Source organism: Mesorhizobium sp. CA4 (assembly GCF_020165075.1).
GTDB lineage: Bacteria > Pseudomonadota > Alphaproteobacteria > Rhizobiales > Rhizobiaceae > Mesorhizobium.
Window position 1 is genome coordinate 80,356 of sequence record NZ_JAIUHK010000014.1, and the last position, 18,522, is coordinate 98,877.

The 18,522-nt window shown below is 60.0% G+C and carries 17 protein-coding genes; 12 read left to right on the forward strand and 5 right to left on the reverse strand.

Annotation, left to right across the window (positions count from 1 at the left end; translation table 11 throughout):
* Window positions 1–7: 7 nt before the first annotated feature.
* Genes LB528_RS13880 through LB528_RS13890 form a run of 3 tightly spaced genes read right to left on the reverse strand, consistent with a single transcriptional unit; the run spans window position 8 to window position 4,573 of the window.
* Entirely contained in the window at window positions 8–979 is a 972-nt protein-coding gene (locus LB528_RS13880; RefSeq protein ID WP_224715255.1) for an ABC transporter permease, read from the reverse strand.
* The gene (locus tag LB528_RS13885; RefSeq protein ID WP_224513576.1) at window positions 976–2,463 is read right to left on the reverse strand and encodes a sugar ABC transporter ATP-binding protein; all 1,488 of its coding nucleotides are present in this window, start codon (window positions 2,461–2,463) and stop codon (window positions 976–978) included. Before LB528_RS13885 ends, LB528_RS13880 begins: the two co-directional genes overlap by 4 nt.
* 34 nt (window positions 2,464–2,497) lie before the next feature.
* Window positions 2,498–4,573, reverse strand: coding sequence for an acetate--CoA ligase family protein (locus LB528_RS13890; RefSeq protein ID WP_224513575.1), 2,076 nt, complete (start codon window positions 4,571–4,573; stop codon window positions 2,498–2,500).
* 322 nt (window positions 4,574–4,895) lie between these two features.
* On the opposite strand from LB528_RS13890, the gene LB528_RS13895 reads away from it, so the two are divergent.
* From LB528_RS13895 to LB528_RS13925, 7 genes are all read left to right on the forward strand, one after another.
* Window positions 4,896–5,783, forward strand: a complete 888-nt coding sequence (locus LB528_RS13895) for a sugar phosphate isomerase/epimerase family protein (RefSeq protein WP_224513574.1) — start codon at window positions 4,896–4,898, stop codon at window positions 5,781–5,783.
* Entirely contained in the window at window positions 5,780–6,973 is a 1,194-nt protein-coding gene (locus LB528_RS13900) for a mandelate racemase/muconate lactonizing enzyme family protein (RefSeq protein ID WP_224513572.1), read from the forward strand. Before LB528_RS13895 ends, LB528_RS13900 begins: the two co-directional genes overlap by 4 nt.
* Before the next feature lie 120 nt (window positions 6,974–7,093).
* On the forward strand, window positions 7,094–8,047 hold the full coding sequence (locus tag LB528_RS13905; protein ID WP_224513570.1) for a LysR substrate-binding domain-containing protein: 954 nt from the start codon (window positions 7,094–7,096) through the stop codon (window positions 8,045–8,047).
* Window positions 8,048–8,054: 7 nt separating this feature from the next.
* The gene (locus LB528_RS13910) at window positions 8,055–9,029 is read left to right on the forward strand and encodes a D-2-hydroxyacid dehydrogenase (protein ID WP_224513568.1); all 975 of its coding nucleotides are present in this window, start codon (window positions 8,055–8,057) and stop codon (window positions 9,027–9,029) included.
* Between the two features lie 92 nt (window positions 9,030–9,121).
* A complete protein-coding gene (locus LB528_RS13915) occupies window positions 9,122–10,198 on the forward strand; it encodes an alkene reductase (protein ID WP_224513741.1) in 1,077 nt (358 codons plus the stop codon).
* 285 nt (window positions 10,199–10,483) lie between these two features.
* Complete coding sequence (locus LB528_RS13920; RefSeq protein WP_318011498.1) at window positions 10,484–11,182, forward strand: SDR family oxidoreductase; 699 nt, start codon at window positions 10,484–10,486, stop codon at window positions 11,180–11,182.
* Window positions 11,183–11,184: 2 nt separating this feature from the next.
* Complete coding sequence (locus tag LB528_RS13925) at window positions 11,185–11,886, forward strand: FadR/GntR family transcriptional regulator (protein WP_224513566.1); 702 nt, start codon at window positions 11,185–11,187, stop codon at window positions 11,884–11,886.
* A gap of 17 nt (window positions 11,887–11,903) precedes the next feature.
* Here the strand turns inward: LB528_RS13925 and LB528_RS13930 are convergent, their stop codons facing one another.
* Together LB528_RS13930 and LB528_RS13935 are read right to left on the reverse strand one after the other, a co-directional pair.
* Complete coding sequence (locus LB528_RS13930; protein ID WP_224513564.1) at window positions 11,904–12,335, reverse strand: GlcG/HbpS family heme-binding protein; 432 nt, start codon at window positions 12,333–12,335, stop codon at window positions 11,904–11,906.
* A 27-nt stretch (window positions 12,336–12,362) separates the two neighbouring features.
* Entirely contained in the window at window positions 12,363–12,914 is a 552-nt protein-coding gene (locus LB528_RS13935; RefSeq protein WP_263484036.1) for a TetR/AcrR family transcriptional regulator, read from the reverse strand.
* 213 nt (window positions 12,915–13,127) lie between these two features.
* Between LB528_RS13935 and LB528_RS13940 the strand changes: the two genes are divergently transcribed.
* The 5 genes from LB528_RS13940 to LB528_RS13960 all read left to right on the forward strand — a co-directional run bounded on the left by LB528_RS13940 (window position 13,128) and on the right by LB528_RS13960 (window position 18,503).
* Complete coding sequence (locus LB528_RS13940) at window positions 13,128–14,696, forward strand: ABC transporter substrate-binding protein (protein WP_224513562.1); 1,569 nt, start codon at window positions 13,128–13,130, stop codon at window positions 14,694–14,696.
* A complete protein-coding gene (locus LB528_RS13945; RefSeq protein ID WP_224513560.1) occupies window positions 14,696–15,682 on the forward strand; it encodes an ABC transporter permease in 987 nt (328 codons plus the stop codon). Before LB528_RS13940 ends, LB528_RS13945 begins: the two co-directional genes overlap by 1 nt.
* Window positions 15,683–15,767: 85 nt before the next feature.
* Window positions 15,768–16,568, forward strand: a complete 801-nt coding sequence (locus LB528_RS13950; protein ID WP_224513558.1) for an ABC transporter permease — start codon at window positions 15,768–15,770, stop codon at window positions 16,566–16,568.
* Window positions 16,565–18,163: an ABC transporter ATP-binding protein gene (locus LB528_RS13955; protein WP_224513557.1), complete on the forward strand. Its 1,599-nt coding sequence runs from the start codon at window positions 16,565–16,567 to the stop codon at window positions 18,161–18,163. The genes LB528_RS13950 and LB528_RS13955 overlap by 4 nt, the downstream gene beginning before the upstream one ends.
* 16 nt (window positions 18,164–18,179) lie before the next feature.
* The gene (locus tag LB528_RS13960) at window positions 18,180–18,503 is read left to right on the forward strand and encodes a rhodanese-like domain-containing protein (protein WP_224513556.1); all 324 of its coding nucleotides are present in this window, start codon (window positions 18,180–18,182) and stop codon (window positions 18,501–18,503) included.
* Window positions 18,504–18,522: the final 19 nt, after the last annotated feature.

The following is an 18,522-nucleotide window of genomic DNA, read 5'->3' on the forward strand; positions in this document are numbered from 1 at the left end:
GTTGCCCTCAGATTTTCTTGCGAGTCCAAGCGTCGATCCCAACGGCGACCAGGATAATCAATCCCTTGACGATGTCCTGATAAGTTGGGTTGAGGCCCAGGAGCGTGAATCCATTGCCGATCATGGCGAGGATGAAGACGCCCACCACGGTGCGCCAGATGGCGCCCTCGCCGCCGAAGATGGAATTGCCGCCGATGACAACCGCGGCTATGGCGGTAAACTCGATGCCAACGCCGGTCGTCGATTGCACGGACCCAACCTGGCTGGCGACCATAAGGCCGGCGAGCGCCGCCAGCAGACCGGAAATGACGAACGTAGCCCCTCGCGTAAGGTGCACACTGACGCCAGACAGACGTGCCGCTTCGGGGTTGCCCCCACACGCGAGGATATGGCGCCCGAAGGGGGTGCGAAGCACAACCAGTGTGCAGGCGATGGCAGTCAGCGCCAGGATATAGACCGACAATTGTATGCCGAGAACACGTGCGGTGCCGAGGATGGCAAAACCCTCGGAGTCCGTGGAGACGATGAAGCCACCTGTAATGGCAGTGGCGATACCCCGCCCGATTATCGCGGTCGCCAGTGTCCCGATGAAGGTGTTGACCCTCCCAACCGTGGTCAGCAGCGCATTGACCAGTCCGATCAGGAAACCGACCCCCAGCCCGGTCACGATGCCGGCGACAGGGCCAGCGACATTGGTTGCGAGGATCGACAGGATCCCGGCCAGGGCAAAAGTGGCACCGGCCGAGAGATCAAACCCTCCGGCCATGATGACCAGGGTGCCCGCACAGGCGATCAGTGCGATCGGCGCCCACTGATCGACGATATTCAGCAGGTTGCGCGGCGTGAAAAAGACAGGGCTGAAGATGCTGAGCGCGATGAAAAGCAACAGGAAGCCGAGAACGACGCCCAACTCTCCAGTCGAAAAAGCAATCCGCTTGCGTTCAGCAGCCCGTCCAGATTCTTGCGCGATCACTCTCATTCTCCGTCTTCTTGCATGCCGAACGCGGCGCGCCGGACGGAGTCTTCCGTCAAGTTCCCTGCCATGAGTTGCCGGCTGACACGCCCCTCGCGCATCACCACGGCGCGATTGCAAAGGCCCAGGATCTCCTCCATCTCGGACGAGATCAGCAGTATGGCCATGCCTTGCTGGGCCAGTTCGTTCAGGAAGACGTAAATCGCCTGTTTGGCACCGACGTCGACGCCGCGGGTCGGTTCGTCGATGATGAGCAGCTTCGCATTGCGCATCATCCAGCGCCCGAGAAGGACTTTTTGCTGATTGCCGCCCGAGAGCAACCGCACGGGCAGCCCGGAGACCGGCCTCATGATTTTCAACCTCTGCGCGACGCGCGAAGTTGCCGCCTTACGCCCCGGTTCGTTAATCAGGCCGGCGCGCGTGTAGCTGCCGAGATGAGGCATGGTCATGTTGTCCATGATATCCATGGACAGCATAAGCCCTTGATCCTTGCGGGATTCCGGCACCAGTCCGATACCGAGCTTGATGGCGTCCTTCGGGCTGGAGACCTTCAGCGCCTCGCCGTTGAACCGAACCGAGCCGGAGGTAAAACGATCCGCGCCGTAGATGGCCCGGCCCAGCTCTGTCCTGCCGCTCCCGACCAGCCCGGCCAGTCCGACTATTTCGCCGGGCAGCACCGAAAACGATACGTCTTGAAAAGCCGGAGCGCGGCTGAGACCCTCGACTTGCAGGACTGGGTGGCTGCCGACCGGGCTCGTTTTCGCAGGAAAGGCGAGGTCCATCTCCTGGCCGAGCATCTTGCGAACGAGCGTGCGAGGTGTTTCGCCCGCGGCAGGCGAGGTATCGATCAAATGACCATCCTTCAGCACGGTCACGAAGTCGGCCATTGCGAGCACTTCGTTGAGGAAATGCGAGACGTAGATTATGGTTTTGCCGCGCTGGCGCAGTGATCTGACGATGTCGAACAGCGTGCTTGCATCGTTTTGGGGCAGCGCCGCAGTTGGCTCGTCCATGATGATGATCTCGGCATCCCGGGCGAGCGTTCGCAGGATTTCGACCTTCTGCTGCTCAACCAGCCGCAATGAGCCCACAACGGTGTCGGCCGGGACCGCAAAGCCATATCGCTCTTGCAGTTCCGCATATCGCCGGCGCATTGAGCGAAGTCGTAGCCGCCCGCCCCTCGCCAACTCGTTGCCAAGAAATACGTTGTCGATGACGGACATGCGAGGAATGACATTGAGTTCCTGGGCGACGAGACCCACGCCATGCCTGAGCGCGTCACGCGGGCCGCTTAGGGTGACCTGCTTGCCGTCGATCAGTATTCGCCCCAGGTCGGGAGTCGTGGCGCCGGCAATAATTCTTCCGAGCGTCGACTTTCCCGCACCATTTTCGCCGATCAGGCCATGTATGGTGCCTGCGCGTATTCCCAGATCGATGCCGCGCAGGGCGTGAATGCCCGCGAACGACTTTTCGATCGATTGCAATTCCAACCGAAACTGTCCGGGCCCGGGTGAAATGGTTGAGCTACTCATTGCGCTCGCCGTGTGGAACAGGAACGACAAGCGCGTCGACCGCAATCGCGCCGGTAGCTCCGACAATTACCGGGTTTACGTCGATTTCTGCGGCAAACGGTGCGAGATCCGACACAAGCCAACTGAATCTGACGATTGTTTCGACCACCGTGGCGAGTTCGACCGGCGGAAAATTGCGATAGCCATGCAGGAGCCTTCTCACGCCGAGCGAATCGATCATTGCCCGGGCCCGCTTGGCGTCCAAGGGCGCGATATCGAACGCGGCATCTCCCAGATGCTCGATCAATATCCCCCCGGCCGCCACCATTACCGCGGGCGGCCATCCCGGCTCGATGATCGCGCCGAGCGACAGTTCCACGCCTTTGGGAGCCATTTCGGCCACCAGTGCCTTCGGGCCCAGGCGAGCCGACATCCTGTCGTAGGCGGCGAGCAGCGACGGTTCGTTCGCGATATCAAGCGTGACCCCGCCCAAGTCGCTTTTATGCAGGACGCCGTCCGACGCCGTCTTCAGCGCGACCGGGAACGCCAATGATGCGGCGGCCCGCCGCATGTCCTCGAGGCTGGCGATCTGCCTGCGCCTCGGAGTGTCGATGCCATAGGCCGACAGCAACTCGAGAGCTTCATGCTCGGAAAGCGGGGATGTGGCACGGTTCAGTTGCCGCGCCCAAATGCTCGGCCCCTCTGGAATGTCGGGCGGCCTTTCCGGCGCAGTGATCGGCCTCGCGCGCCAGCAGATGAAATGCCGCAAGGCTCGCAGGCCGGTCTGGGTTCCGTCCAGAACGGGGATCCCAAGCTGGGTGAGACGAAGCGCCAGGGCGTCATGCCTGACAGCGGCGTAGTTTGTGACGACCGCAACAGGCTTGGTGGTTCGCCCATGCGCGGCAACAGCTGCGTTCGCAACACCCTCGGATACGAAATACCCGTCACGGATGTTGCAGAAGAACGCGCCGGTCGCGACGTTGTCGTCCTCCAGCAACGCAGTCATCGAATCCGCGAAGACGGCCTCAAAATTGGCTGAGCCGCCCCAAGCGTCCAATGGATTCGCCGGCTTCAGGTCGTCGCTGATACAGGATGCAATTTTCTCCAGCGTCGCCGCATGGGGCTCCGCGTAGGCGACGTCGAGACGCTCGGCGAGGTCGACAACCAGCTCGCGTTCGCCACCGGAGTCGTGAACCGCCGCCAAATTTCCCTTGATAGCCCGCCGCGGCTGCTGGAACATCAGCATGGTCGCGGCCATTTCGTCGAGATCATCGACCTGAATGACGCCATAGCGACGAAACATTCCCTGATAGATGGCATCGGCACCGGCAATCGCGCCGGTATGACTGAGCGCCATCTCTGCGCTCCTGGCGGTTCGGCCAACCTTGAGGGCGATGACTGCGACCTCGCGTTCCGCCGCAAGCGTGAGTGCTTCTTCGAAAGCGCGCGGATTGCGTATGGTTTCAATGAACAGGCCGACAGCGCGGAACGAGGATCGATCGACCATCCACTGCAGATAATCGGCGGTCGTGGTCACCATTTCCGCCCCAGAAGAAATGGCCACACCAAGTCTCAGCCTATCGTCATTGTGCGCCAGGGCGCCGAAGACCGAGCCCGATTGAGCGATCAGCCCGACCGGCCCATCGTGCATGGGTTGCAGGGCAGGAAAGCCGGCTACTCTCAAGCCGATTGCGTGATTGTAGAAACCCATGCAATTGCCGCCGCAAATAGCCATGCCGGCGCCTGTTGCGATGGAAGTCAATCTTTCCTTGAGGCCCGGCAGGGCGGGACTGACGCAGGAAGCAAAGATGGTTGCGGCACTCGCGCGGTGCGCAACCGCAGCCTTGAGAGCCGCTTCCAGGCGTTCGTTACCGAGGCCGATGACGACGTGATCGACGACATAAGGAAGTGACTGCAAGTCCGAAAAGGTGGGCAGCCCGTCGATTTGCGAGTACTGCGGGTTTACCGCGAAAATCTCGCCCGAGTATCCCCCCCTTCGGGCCATTTGAATCATCGCGTTGCCCAGGCTTCCCTCTCGTGGCGATGCGCCGAGAAGCGCTATTGCTCGCGGAGCAAGCAAGGCTTCCATGCCTCGAGACAGAACCTTGGCGGTACGCGAGGACGATTGATCCGCGGAGGTCGTAACAAGACGCAAAATTCGTGCCTCAACCCTTTGGCTGGCTCTTGAAACTTGACGACTGTTGCGGCTGCCCGAACGCGCCTGCACGGTTCAGCCGGTCCTCTCAATTGTTTCTTCGTTAGCTAATGAACCGAACACGTCGGGGGTCAACTCAGCTTATGCTGTCGCCTAGCCGTCAAAATTTTGGACATCTGCATGTCTCTGATTTGATGCGATTATTTCACCCGAGTGGCCTGTCAACATCGCGCCGGGGCCGGCTTCAGGGGTCTCGATGCATCTTTCGATACACAACTGGATGAAACCGGAGCCGCTCGCAAAATCCTGCGATCGCTTGGTCGAGTTTGGATATGAGAGCCTGGAGATCTACTGTGATCCGGGACTGCTATCGAGAGCCGACAGTGTCAGGGAATTGTTGGCCAACAGGGCCGTGCGCTGCTGGGGTGGCGTCATGTGGCCGTATGCGCAGACAAAACTGCTGACGACAAATGCAAACGAGCGATCGGCCTATATCAGATATGCGATTGACTGCCTCAACTTCGTGCACCGCCTCAAAGGACAAGTCCTGGTCGTTGTGCCCGGCTTTGGCCGGGAGGGGCCAGCCGCAAGTCCGCAGGAAGAATGGTACTGGTGCGTCGATGCGCTCCAGGAGATCAACGCAAGCGCGAGCCGTTTGGGTATTCGGCTCGCCCTGGAGCCTCTGAACCGCTTCGAAACGCATTTTCTCAATCGTCTAGATCAAGCGCTGTTGCTGGCAGACGCCGTGGGCGGTGATTGCGGGGTTTGCATGGACGCCTTCCATGCTAACATTGAAGAACCCGATCCTGTCGGGGCGATACGGTTAGCCGGCAGCAAGCTTGCCGATTACCATCTTGCCGATTCGAACCGCCTCGCGCCCGGAATGGGCCACTACGATTGGGCCGAGATCATCGATGCCCTGGCTGCCGCCGGTTACAAAGGTGGCCTTCCGGTTGAGTTCGTGCCCTTTGTGGACCGAACACCGCTCGATCCGGCCTTCGGATCCATTGACCAGGGCGAGCATGGGCAGGTGCATTCCGATACGGCGGGCGGCGTTGTCGGCGAAACGCGATACCGCGACCTCGTCCGGCGTTCCGCGGAGACTATCCTCCCTCACCTCAAGAAAGTTTCCCAGCCAGAATGAAGATCACAAGGTTAGAGACCGTCTACCTCCCGGATACCTCGTCCAATACGATCTGGGTGGAGGTACATACGGATGAAGGAATAGTCGGGCTTGGTGAGACTTTCTACAACCCCCTCACGGTTACGGCGTATATACATGAGGTCGCCGCACCATACCTCATCGGGAAGGACCCGCTTCGCATTGATCGACATTCGCGGGATCTCGCAGGTTTTCTGGGGTTCAATTCAACCGGTGCCGAAACGCGAGGCAATTCGGCCATAGACATCGCCCTTTGGGACATTTTCGGCCAGGTCACCGGCCAGCCCGTATGGCAGTTGCTCGGAGGCCTCTCACGCGAGCAGGTCCGAATCTACAACACCTGCGCGGGCTACGGCGGGCAAGGTTTCGGCAATCGGGCCATGAATGTCAGCGCCGGCAAGGGGTCGCGTCGTCACGAAGATTACGAAGCATCGTTGAACAATCCTGCCGAACTCGCGCAAGACCTGCTTTCAGAGGGGATAACCGCGATGAAGATCTGGCCGTTCAAGCAGTTCCAGACCGGCAATCTGACAATGGAGCTCGACCCGGCCCAGATCAAGAAAGGGCTTGAGCCCTTGCAAAAGATCCGCAAAGCCGTTGGCGAGAAAATGGAAATCATGTTGGAACTCAACAACAGTTTCAATCTTCCGACCGCCAAGCGGCTTGCCCACTACGCGGATGAATTCGAACCATTCTGGTATGAGGATCCGATCCGAGCGGACGACCTCATGGCGCTCCAGTCCTTCGCCTCGGCCACTCACGTTCCATTGGCCGCTTCGGAGACACTCGCCACGAGATGGTCGTTCCGGGATCTCCTCGCCTGTCGCGCGGCCGGCATCCTCTTGCTGGATCTGTCGTGGTGCGGCGGCATTTCTGAAGCCAAGAAAATCGCCGCTATGGCGGAAGCCCATCAGTTGCCGGTGGCGGCACACGATTGCACCGGACCCGTGGTGCTTTCAGCCTCGCTCCACCTGTCGTTCAACGCGCCGAACGCCCTGATGCAGGAGGCCGTGCGCGCCTACTATCGCGGCTGGTACCTCGACGTGGTGAGCGGACTTCCCGAAATCGTCAACGGCTACGCCGCGGCCCCACGCGCTCCCGGCCTCGGCATCAAGCTGCTGCCGGATGCCAAGGCGCGCCAGGGCGCGATCGTACACAGCACTTTCAGTTAGCGGTGCAACTTCGTGACAGGCTTGCTATCGTCTCGTATACCCGATCGGCGCCCTGCCAAGGCGCCACATCAACGCGCCGCGGAGTTGAAAGTACGCAGTGCGCTCAATGGACCGCGAGCGATGGCGAAGTTCCGATACCAGTTGCCGCCTCTAAACTATCTGGTCGCGTTCGAAGCCGCCGCCAAACACTCCAATTTTACCGAGGCCGCGCAAGCCCTCAACGTGTCGCGAGCGGCAATCAGCTACCAGGTCAAGGCGATCGAGAACTTCGTTGGCAAACCCCTTTTTCATCGGCTGAACCGATCAGTGCGCTTGACGCCCGAGGGCGAAAAGATGTTCGCCGTCGTCTCCCGAAGCCTCGAAGAAATCCTCGATGTCGTTCTGGCAATCGAGAACGATCCGCAGGAAGACACCGTTACTGTGACGACCACGACGGGGTTTTCAACCTACTGGCTTTTACCTCGGGTTGGTTCTTTCCGAGCCGCTTCTCCCGACATCGAGATCAACCTCGTCGTGACCGATCGATACATCGATGTCGACGAGGAAAACGTCGACATTGCCATTCGCTATTTCAAGGATGACCTTATCGATCCCAGCGCGCGCTTCCTGCTTAAACAACAAGTGGCGCCGACCTGCAGCTCAACTTACCAAACGAACCTGAAGCCAAGTTCGGGAGCCGAAGATCTGCTGAGTGAACGGCTGATCTACCTGGAAGGCCGAAAATACGACGCGCGCTCAAAATGGCGCAGTTGGTTCAGGCAGAACGGCATCCATGTTTCGAAGCTGCCGCCGGGCATCACGGTGGATAACTATGCCAACCTGATTCAGGCTTGCGAGGCTGGCGAAGGCTTTGCGCTGCTGGGGCCGCCCCTGGTCACCGAACAGGTCAGGACAGGAACGCTCGTTCAGCCCTTCAGGTTCGGCCTGATGTCGATCGGAAGCTTCTATCTGAAGCTGCGAAATATGCGAGCGCCGAACAATGCCGTCAGCCGATTCTGCGAGTGGATCATCCAGGAAGCGGCATCGGCCGAGGAGCAGGCTGGATCACTTATCCAAGCCAAGGACGAGAGATAAATTTTACATGCAAGATCAACTGAGCTTTGTGTTCCTGCCGCCGCAGGACGACATTATCCGTGGCTGGCATCACCGCCTGACCGCGTCCTCCAGCCCTTTCAAATTCCATCTGGCTGAAAATCAGGCCGATGCACTGGCGTTGATCGCAGGCGCTGACGCAGCCTATGGCGAGGTTACGCCCGAACTGCTTTCGCGGGCCTCGAAACTGAAATGGCTGCAGGCCCCTTATGCAGCGCCGCCGGAAGGATTTTTCCCTGACTTCCTGCAACAGCATAAACTGGTTCTCACCAACTTTCGCGGCATCTATAGCGATCACATCGCAGTCCATGTCATGGCGTATATTCTGGGGTTCGCGCGAGGGCTCCATTACTACCTGCCCCGCCAATTCAAGCATGAATGGAACCCCGAGCCCCTCGATACGGGCGTCATCCCGCTGCCGGGCAAGACGGTACTCATCGTGGGTGTGGGCGGCATTGGAAGCGAACTCGCCCGGCTCTGCGCCGCTTTTGGATTAAGGGTGATCGGTGTGGATGCCCGCAGGACGGAGCCCGTTCAGTATGTCCAGCGTGTCGCTGCCGCGGGAGAGCTCGACCAACTGTTGCCGGAAGCCGACTTTCTCGTCGTCACGGTCCCGCTGACCCCAGCAACACGGCTGATGTTCAAGCGGGACCGCTTTCGCGCCATGAAGTCTTCTGCCTTCTTCATCAACGTAGGTCGTGGGGGGACCACCTCCATCGCGGATCTCATCGAGGCCTTGAATGCCGGAGACCTGGCTGGCGCGGGTCTGGACGTCTTCGAAGATGAACCCTTGCTGCCCGAGCACCCTCTTTGGCGCACGCCGAACCTTCTCATCACGCCACACATGGCAAGCTATGGACCGGACCTCGATGAGCGGCGGTTCGCGATCATCAGAGACAATTGCGAACGGTTCGCAAGCGGCAAGCCGCTCCACAACGTTGTCGACAAGGTTCAAGGTTTCTAAGCCACGACAGCGGGAATGCACAATGGCACGCGAATGTCACGAAGGAACCGCTGGCTATGACGGCTGATGGCCGCCCAGTGGCCGGCACTGTCATGCCCTCTCTTTTCGATCCGGTCACGATCGGCGCGACGGTCGCCCCGAATAGAATACTGATGGCGCCGCTGACGCGTTCTCGCGCAACCCGGAGCGCGGTTCCGACCCCGCTGATGGCGCAATATTATGCACAGCGCGCATCGGCGGGCCTGATTGTGAGCGAGGCGACAGCCATCAGCCGGCAAGGCCTCGGCTGGCCCTACGCGCCGGGCATCTGGAGCGAAGACCAAGTCGCCGGCTGGAGGGTCGTCACACGCGCAGTTCACGAGGCCGGCGGGCGTATTTTCTGCCAGCTCTGGCATATGGGCCGCATGGTCGCGCCACAGTTCTTGGATGGGCGGCGAAGCGTATCGGCATCGGCCACGATCGCGCCGGGGCTCGCCCATACCTACGACGGCAAGCGTGCCTACGCTCGTGCTCGAGCGCTCAGTTTGACCGGCATTCGCAACGTTGTGAACGAGTACCGCCAAGCGGCTCGACACGCAGTTCTGGCGGGTTTCGATGGCGTGGAGATCCACGGTGCGAACGGCTATCTGGTCGATCAGTTCCTCCGCAGCAGCGCAAACAGGCGCCGGGATCGCTATGGCGGCGAAATTGGCAACCGGATCAACTTTCTGCTTGAGACAACCGAGGCTGTCGTGGAGGAGATAGGTCGCGACAGGACTGGCGTGCGGTTGTCGCCCAACGGCGCATATTACGGCGTCAACGACGATGAGCCGGAAAAGCTATTCGTGGCGGCTGCAGCCGCGTTGTCCAGCCTTGGCATAGCCTTCCTGGAGATACGTGAGCCCAGGCCAGAGGACACCTTCGCCAAGCCCGATCGGCCACCCATCCATCCTCTTATCCGCAAAGCATTCCAAGGCGTCCTGGTATTGAATTCAGGCTATGATGGCCGTTCGGCACAGGACGCCTTGAGCCGTCGGGAAGCAGACGCGATCTCCTTCGGACGCCCGTTCATATCCAACCCGGATCTTCCGGAGCGGTTACGGTCCGGCAAGCCGCTGGCAACTCGAGACATCACGACCTGGTACACCCAAGGGGCAGCCGGCTACACCGATTACCCGGCGCTTGCGTAGCGACGACGTCCCATTTGCAAATGCGGTGGTTGCCTCGCCCTCAGGCCGCCAATCAGCGCCCACCGCGCGAGATTCTGGCGGAATGCCTGCCTATTATGCTACTGGCACAGACGAACGCGCTGATGCACATGGCGATTCCAGAGCAGTTGGTGCCAAGATCGTCATCGGTGGCCTGGTGCAACGATAACTATCAATGGGTCCTACCGACATGACTAGATCAGCAGGAATGCTCGCCGGACAAACCGCGCTGATTACGGGGGCGCGAAAGGCGCCGGTGCGGCATCGGTGCGCGCTTTTCTTCGCGAGGGCTGCCGGGTCGTCTTTGCCGATCGCGACCAGGCAGCCGGCGAAGGCCTCGTTGATGAATGCCTCGCCGAGAACCTTCCCGTCCATTTCGAACATGGGGATGTCAGCATTCGTGCCGACGTTGAGCGTGTCGTTGCAAACGCCCACACTCACTTGGGCAAGATAGACATCTTGTTCAACCACGCTGGCGTCATAATCGTAAAGCCCTTCCTGGAGGTGACACTCGAGGATTGGGACTGGCTCATGGACAACAACGCAAAGAGTGCGTTCATGGTAACGCGGTTGGTATTGCCTCGCATGCTCGAGCAAGGAAGGGGCGTCATCATCAACACGTCGTCGACGGGCGTCAAAGCCGCGACCCACCTTGAAAGTGCTTACTGCGCCTCAAAGGCCGCCATGCACCAGCTCGCGCGCAGCATCGCGGTGGAATATCGCGACCGCGGAATTCGCTGCAACAATCTCTGTCCGAGCTTCGTGCGAACGCGGCACGGCGAGGATGAAATTGATCAGCTGAGGCGCTACGGCATTCTCGCTTCCGAGGGCGACGTCAACATCATGCAAGGCAGGATTTGCGAACCCGAAGAGGTCGCCAGTGTCGCACTGTTTCTGGCAAGCGACGCATCGAGCTTCATCAATGGCGCAGAGATCATGGTCGATAACACGTTCACGGCTGTCTGATCATGCTCTGGGGAATCCGGCCGGTCGAACAGCAGGCCGCATATGGCCTGGCCGTCGAAGGCCTCAGACGACAGATCCATATCGGCCTGATAATGCCGGGCGAGCGTCTCCCGGCTGAGCGCCAGTTGGCAGAAAAGCTCGAAGTGTCGCGAGTGACACTTCGCGAAGCGCTGCGGATACTCGAAACCGAAGGCTATCTCACTGTCAGGCGCGGCGTCGCAGGCGGTGCTTTTGTCGTCGGCGAAGAGGACCTGCGATCGCTTGTCCTGCGTCGGATTGGTCGCGATCCCGCAGCGATCATGCGGGCTTTCGAATTTCTATCCGTCAATGCCCGCATTGCGGCCCGATTTGCTGCCGTGAGACGGACGCCCTCCCATCTGAGGATTATGCGACGGGCCGCGGACGACATAGAGCACGCCGACAGTCCGAGCCTGCTGCGGCGTGCAGAGACGTTGCTTCAAATGACCGTAGCGGAAGCAACGCAAAACGTGTTCCTTGCTCACGCTATAGAAGAAGCCTGGGCTGCCACTTTCGCGCCGAAGCCTCCGGGCGCCATTCAAACCGAGCGGCACGTGTCGCGGGAAATCGCTGCGGAGCTCGTGGACGCGATCGAGGAACGCAGCGAGGACAGAGCCGAAGCCGCCATCGTCCGCGCGCTCGAGCGGGACAGCAAGCAGATCAGCTCCGTGCGACGCTCACGCTGATGGACGACATCCTCAACTTACTCGCTCGCCGCGACGAGGCCGGCCGATGCAACGCCGGCGAGAGCGGCTGCCTCATCCTTGTCGGACGTATCGCCTGAAACACCCACCGCTCCAATTGCTTCGCCGTGCTGGCCAACAATAGTCAAGCCACCCGGTACCGGGACCAGGTTGCCCGAGAACACTCCGTTTAGAGCGCCGATGAAATGAGGCCGGCTCGTCGCCATCGCGCCAAGAGTGCGTGAGTTGCACTCGAATGCGAGCCCGCCATAAGCCTTGCCAAAGGCAATTTGCGATCGCCCCATGCTTGTCCCGTCGGCAGACGCGGCCGCCTTCATCGACCCGCGCGCATCCAGCACCACCACCGAAAGGGGCTTCAGACCATTGTCGCGTGCGTAGGAAAAAGCTCCGTCGATGATCTTGTTGGCTTGATCGAGGCTGATTGAACTCAATTCCATCTCCGACAACATTTTGGGTGGCTATTGCGACGAGAGGGCCAGCAGCTTTGAAAGGACCGAGTGCACCGTCGATCCCTGATGATCGATTTCCGAACCTTTGGTGATCGTCGAGGTCAACACTGCGCCAAAATGAAGTGACATGAACAAGCTGGCCGCCTGCCTGGCGCCGGCTTCGCCCAGGTCCTTCCACTGTCCTGACGTCAAGAGGGCATTCGACAAGCCATCATGCCAGGTTTGGAACAGGTCGCGCACTCGCACCTGAACGTCCTCGATCCGCGTGGCCGCAAGACAAAAAGAAATCCAAACGAGAGTGCTTGGCCCCGGGTCTTCGTTCTTGAGGTATCTCAGTATGCCTCTCAGCCGAGCCAGGCCGCTGCCCTTCGCCTGCAGGAGCGGGTTGAATCTGATCAAGGCGCGATGACGCCAGTCCTCGAATGCTTCCACCAACAAATTTTCCCGCGTGTCGAAATAGTGCTGAACCGAACCGATCGAGACGCCGGCGCTCGCGGCTACGTCGCGAAGCCTCAAGGTGTCGCAGCCAACCGTCGCCACCAGCAGGAGGGTGGCGTCCAAGATCGACACCCGCTGCTCGTCACAACGATAAGGAGGACGTCCCTGAGCGGAAGCCTCCTCCAGAGCCAGCCGACTTGAGGGACCTAGATAGCTAGAGGGCATCATTTCACTATTCATTGATTCTGAGTTTCAGGAAAGGGCTTGACCGACAATATCATTATATTATTATTGTGAGCGCCGTCAACGCATACGGCGACAAGGGGAGGAACTGCCATGAACGATTTTCGTGATCGTCGGGAATATATGCGGGAATTGATTTCCCGCAGGCGCCTTTTGGTCATGGGCGCCGCGGCGGGCGTCGGACTGGCCGTTCAGCCCAACATTGCAGCACTTGCGCAAACGCCCAAGAAGGGAGGCAGGCTGCGGATTGGCATGAGCCAAGGTGGCCCGACCGACACCCTTGACGCCCACCGGGTGACTAACCAGGCAGACTTTGCGCGCGCCTTCAATCTGTACGACCTGTTGGCTTGGCCGAACGCGGAGACCTTCGAACTCGAGATGCGTTTGGCCGAAAGCGCCGAGCCGAACAAGGCCGGGGATGAATGGACGGTCCGGCTGCGTAAGGGCGTGACATTTCACAATGGAAAGTCGCTGGGTGCCGACGATCTGATGTTCACCGTCAGGCGGATGATGGACCCGCAATCCAAGCTATCTGCGGCCGCGATGATTGCCTATGTCGACGCCAAGGGCATGACAAAGCTCGATGACAGAACTGTGCGTTTCAAGCTGCCGAAGCCAAACGCGGAGTTTCTGTCGGGCTTTGCGACTACGACATCCAGTATCGTGCCGGCGGATTTTGACCCGGCCAATCCCGTCGGAACCGGTCCATTCAAGTATAAGAGCTTCACTCCTGGCGATCGTTCGCTCTTCGTCGCCAACACGAGTTTTTGGGGGGGAGGCCCCTTCGTCGACGAACTTGAAATTATCGACATAGCCGACGAGACAGCTCGCGTTAACGCGCTTCTCGGCGGCCAGGTTGATGCCATTGCCTCGATCCCTTACACGCGCATCGCCACGGTGGAAGGCGACGCAAGCTTTAAGCTCCTCCGTTCCGAAACCGGCGGGTGGCGCCCCTTCACGATGCGCACAGACGCTCCACCTTTCGATAATCCGAAGGTCCGCGAGGCAATGCGGCTGGTGGTGGACCGTGAGCAGATGGTCGAACAGGCGCTGCTTGGCGAGGGTCGCGTTGGAAACGATCTCTACAATCCCTTCGATCCGGATTTTGCCAAGGACCTGCCCCAGCGCAAGCAGGACATCGAACGCGCCAAGGCGCTTCTGAAGGAGGCAGGCCACGATACGCTCGACATCGAACTCGTTACGGCGCCCGTAAATGCCGGAGTCGTGGAGGCATCGCAGGTTCTGGTCGAGCAGGCAAAGGCTGCCGGCATAAATATCAAGCTGAGAAAGCTCGACCCATCATCCTTCTTCGGCCCGGACTACCTCAAATACACCTTTGCGGTCGACAACTGGTCGCCGACCAATTCGTATCTGGTGCAGGTGGCCCAGGCAGACGGTCCCGGAGCAGTCTACAACGAGACGCACTTCAATGACCCCGAGTTCAACGACCTCTTCAGCAAGGCGCAACAAGAAGTTGATGCCGCCAAGCGCAAGGAATTGATCCAGAAGATGCAGAAGATCCAATACGAGCGGGGCGGCTACATCATCTGGGGCTTCGCAAACCAGATCGATGCCTACAGCAGCAAGCTCGCCGGCTTCCGGCCAGATCGCAACGGACTGCCGTTGACCTCATTTGAATTCGAACGCGTTTTTTTTACCTGATGGAGCGTGAGCAGAACTGGTCGCCGGTGCAGGGCGGCGCGTGGCTCCTGCGCCGCGCGCTGCTTGGCGTTGCCACGCTCCTCATGATCTCGGTGGTGGTCTTCCTTGGCACCCAGGCGCTCCCCGGTGACCCGGCCATAGCGATATTGGGGCGCGACGCGGCGCCCGATCGCGTCGAGTTGCTTCGTCAGCAGCTTGGGCTCAACGTTCCCGTCATCCAGCAATACTTCAATTGGCTGTCCGGAATCCTGCATGGCGATTTTGGCAGGTCGCTCGCGTCTCGACGGGCGGTCTCAGGCCTGCTCGCGACACGTGGGCTGAACTCGTTGCTTCTCGTCGGCTTGTCGGCGGCGATCTGCATACCCGTCTCCCTGGCCCTCGGGGGCTGGTCCGCGATGAGACGAGACAAGCCAGCCGATCTTTCGGTTTGGGTGTTGACGACCGTCCTGACGGCCCTTCCCGAGTTCATCGTCGGCATGGTGCTGGTCATCCTTTTCGCGACCACCGTAACAAGGTTGCTGCCTGCGGTGTCGATGATCCCCGAGGGCGAAAGCCCATTCTACTACGCCTCAGCCTTCATCCTGCCTGCCTTGACCCTCGTCCTGGCCACCCTTCCCTATCTGACGCGCCTGTTTCGAGGCAGCATGATAGAGGTGCTGCAGGCCGACTATGTGGAAATGGCCCGGCTGAAGGGGGTGATGGAGCGCCGTGTAGTACTGCGTCACGCCGTTCCCAATGCCCTGATCCCGACGGTGCAGGGAAGCGCTTTGGTGCTGACCTACATGGCCGGCGGCATCGTTGTCGTTGAGTATCTCTTCCGCTTTCCAGGACTTGGAAGCGCATTGACAGATGCCATTGCCAATCGCGATCTGCCCGTCATCCAGGCAATTGCCGTAATACAGGCTGCGCTTTATGTGGTCGTGAATCTCCTGGCTGACTACCTGACCATCAGACTTACCCCAAGACTCAGGACGAGCCATGGTTGAGGTCAGGTTGAAGCAGGCATTGGCAGGTGATCGGACCATGGCTGCGCGAGCTCCGTCTCGGGCAAGGCCAGGACAACGCAAGGCGATGGCAGTCGGCACTGCCATGGTGGCCTTGGTGATCGGCGTAGCCGTGCTTGGGCCGATGCTCGCGCCGCACACGCCGACACAGTTCGTTCAACGCCCCTATGCACTGCCTTCCGCCAAGGCGCTATTGGGCACGGATGGATTGGGCCGCGATGTCCTGTCACGAGTCCTCAATGGCGGTTTCTCGGTTCTGTGGATGTCACTGGCGGCGACCGCGATCGGCGCGGCTTTGGGAACGACGATCGGACTGGTAGCGGGCTATTCCCGATCGATTATCGACGATGTGCTGATGTGGCTGACAGACGTCGTCCTTGCCTTTCCTCAAGTGGTTCTTGTGCTTCTGTTTGTTTCGATGCTGGGCCCGCAATTGTGGCTGATCGTGCTGGTCGTCTCGATATCGCACGCGCCGAGGGTCGCGCGCATGGTTCGAGGTGTTACGATCGAAATCGTTAATCAGCCCTTCATTGAGGCCGCCGAGACCATCGGTGTCCCGACGCGTGACATATTGCTTCGAGAACTTCTGCCAAATCTCGTAACGCCGTTGATGGTCGAGATCGGGCTGCGGATGACATGGTCCATCGGCATTGTGGCGGGCATCAGCTTTTTGGGCTTCGGCATCCAGCCGCCTGCCTCCGATTGGGGCCTTATGATCAGCGAAAACCGTGATGGGCTCATTTTACAGCCCTTTGGCGTGCTTGCTCCGTTGGCGATGATCGCCGTTTTCACGATCGGCACAAATCTTTTGGCGGAGGCAATCTCGCGCAGCGCCTCGAACATCGGCGATGTGAGCCCGAACACATGAACGTCGTCGAAGTCGATCGGCTCAATGTGGAAGTTTCCAGGACACGAGCGCGGGTCGCCCGGGACGTGTGCTTCGAGATCGAAGCTGGCAAGATCCTCGCGCTGGTGGGAGAATCCGGCTCGGGCAAGACCACCGTGGCGATGGCTCTGCTCGGTCACACCCGCAGGGGCGCCACGATCACCGGTGGCACAGTCAGGCTCGCGGGGGCGGATATCCTGAGCCTCGATCGTGACAGTCTTCGGGCGATGCGCGGTCGCGACGTCTCCTATATCCCACAGAATCCCGGGATCGCTCTCAACCCCTCGCAACGGGTCGGAAGACAAGTCGCCGAGGTTTTGGAAACCCACGGCATCGGTCTGCCCGAGAAGCGTCGCGAACGCGTCGCGGCAGCGCTGCAGGACGTCGCGCTTCCTTCCGACGATGCATTTCTCAACCGCTACCCACACGAGCTCTCCGGCGGTCAGCAACAACGGCTGATGATCGCCATGGCTTTCATTGCCAAGCCGCGTGCAATCGTTCTCGATGAGCCGACAACCGGCCTGGACATCCTTACGCAGGCTCATGTGCTGTCAACCATCCGCGACATGTGCCGGCGCCACAAGGTCTGCGCCTTGTACATCACGCACGACCTCGCCGTCGTGGCCGAGATCGCTGACAGCGTCATGGTCATGTTGAAGGGGGAGATCGTCGAAGTCGGCGACAAGGACCAGGTGCTTCATCGGCCGGCTCATCGCTACACGCGCAGCCTGCTTGCGGCCGCGCCGGACATTACCGCCTTCAAAGCCTCCAAAGGAAGCGCACGGGCGGAGCCTTTGGCGGACAAGGCCAAGTTGGCAGTGCTGTCAGGGAAAAATCTATCCAAATCTTTCGGGCGGCTTCAGGTGCTGCATGGACTGAATTTTGAGCTGCGCTCTGGCGAAGTCCTTGCCCTGGTTGGGCAATCTGGAAGCGGCAAGACCACGCTGGGGCGATCGCTGATGGGATTGTCCGGTGGATGCTCGGGAGAAATCCGGTTCAAAGGCGACCTCCTGCCCGCGGCATTGTTCGACCGTTCGAACGATCAGCGCCGGACGTTGCAGTACATCTATCAAAATCCGCACGCTTCCATGAACCCTCGCCGGACGATCGCGGAAAACGTCAGTTCGCCGTTCCAGCATTTCTTCGGCATGTCCAGACGGGACGCCCACCGCAGATCTGTTGATCTTCTTGCCGAACTGTCACTTCCCAAGTCGATTGCCGATGCATTTCCTCGAGAGATATCCGGCGGCGAATGTCAAAGAGCCTCGATCGCCCGGGCACTCGCGTGCAGCCCGGACGTGATCATCTGCGACGAGATCACTTCCGCGCTCGACGTCTCGGTGCAGGCTTCGATCATCAAGCTGCTCCAGGATCTTAGTCGGGAACGCGGGCTGGCGCTGCTGTTTATCACCCACAACATCGCCCTGGTGGCTTCCATCGCCGACAGCGTGGCAGTGATGCAGGGCGGAACCATTGTCGACTATGGGCCTACAGCGCGAGTGCTTGGTGAGCCGCGCCACCCCTACACCATCGAACTCATTGAGAAGACACCATCGGTGAGCCTGTCCAGGCGCTAGACTCCTTGGAGGACGTATGCAGCTTATCTCCGCTGATGGGATCAAGAGCCGGTTGGATGCCGGGCAAAGACTCCTTCTGGTCGACACCCGCTTGCCCGAGTACTTCGCCGAAGGCCATATCCCCGGCGCCATCCTCGGGACATCCGACACGATACTTGAAAGAGCGCCAACGCTGCTGCCCGACAAGATGGCTGATATCGCCGTCTATTGCGGCTCGGCCGACTGCAAGCGCAGCCTTCGGGCCGCCGAACGATTGGAAAATCTCGGCTACAAGAACGTCTTCCGCTACGTCGAAGGCCTGGAAGACTGGGCCTCGCACGGGTTCGCCGTGACGACCTGAAGATCACGGCTGGACTTCA

Bases quoted from the DNA above. Each gene is read 5' to 3' on its own strand.
- LB528_RS13960 (WP_224513556.1), top strand. From the start codon at position 18,180: ATGCAGCTTATCTCCGCTGATGGGATCAAGAGCCGGTTGGATGCCGGG.
- LB528_RS13925 (WP_224513566.1), top strand. From the start codon at position 11,185: ATGCTCTGGGGAATCCGGCCGGTCGAACAGCAGGCCGCATATGGCCTG.
- LB528_RS13955 (WP_224513557.1), top strand. From the start codon at position 16,565: ATGAACGTCGTCGAAGTCGATCGGCTCAATGTGGAAGTTTCCAGGACA.
- LB528_RS13895 (WP_224513574.1), top strand. From the start codon at position 4,896: ATGCATCTTTCGATACACAACTGGATGAAACCGGAGCCGCTCGCAAAA.
- LB528_RS13940 (WP_224513562.1), top strand. From the start codon at position 13,128: ATGAACGATTTTCGTGATCGTCGGGAATATATGCGGGAATTGATTTCC.
- LB528_RS13915 (WP_224513741.1), top strand. From the start codon at position 9,122: ATGCCCTCTCTTTTCGATCCGGTCACGATCGGCGCGACGGTCGCCCCG.
- LB528_RS13880 (WP_224715255.1), bottom strand. From the start codon at position 979: ATGAGAGTGATCGCGCAAGAATCTGGACGGGCTGCTGAACGCAAGCGG.
- LB528_RS13905 (WP_224513570.1), top strand. From the start codon at position 7,094: ATGGCGAAGTTCCGATACCAGTTGCCGCCTCTAAACTATCTGGTCGCG.
- LB528_RS13900 (WP_224513572.1), top strand. From the start codon at position 5,780: ATGAAGATCACAAGGTTAGAGACCGTCTACCTCCCGGATACCTCGTCC.
- LB528_RS13890 (WP_224513575.1), bottom strand. From the start codon at position 4,573: ATGGAAGCCTTGCTTGCTCCGCGAGCAATAGCGCTTCTCGGCGCATCG.
- LB528_RS13945 (WP_224513560.1), top strand. From the start codon at position 14,696: ATGGAGCGTGAGCAGAACTGGTCGCCGGTGCAGGGCGGCGCGTGGCTC.
- LB528_RS13950 (WP_224513558.1), top strand. From the start codon at position 15,768: ATGGCAGTCGGCACTGCCATGGTGGCCTTGGTGATCGGCGTAGCCGTG.
- LB528_RS13910 (WP_224513568.1), top strand. From the start codon at position 8,055: ATGCAAGATCAACTGAGCTTTGTGTTCCTGCCGCCGCAGGACGACATT.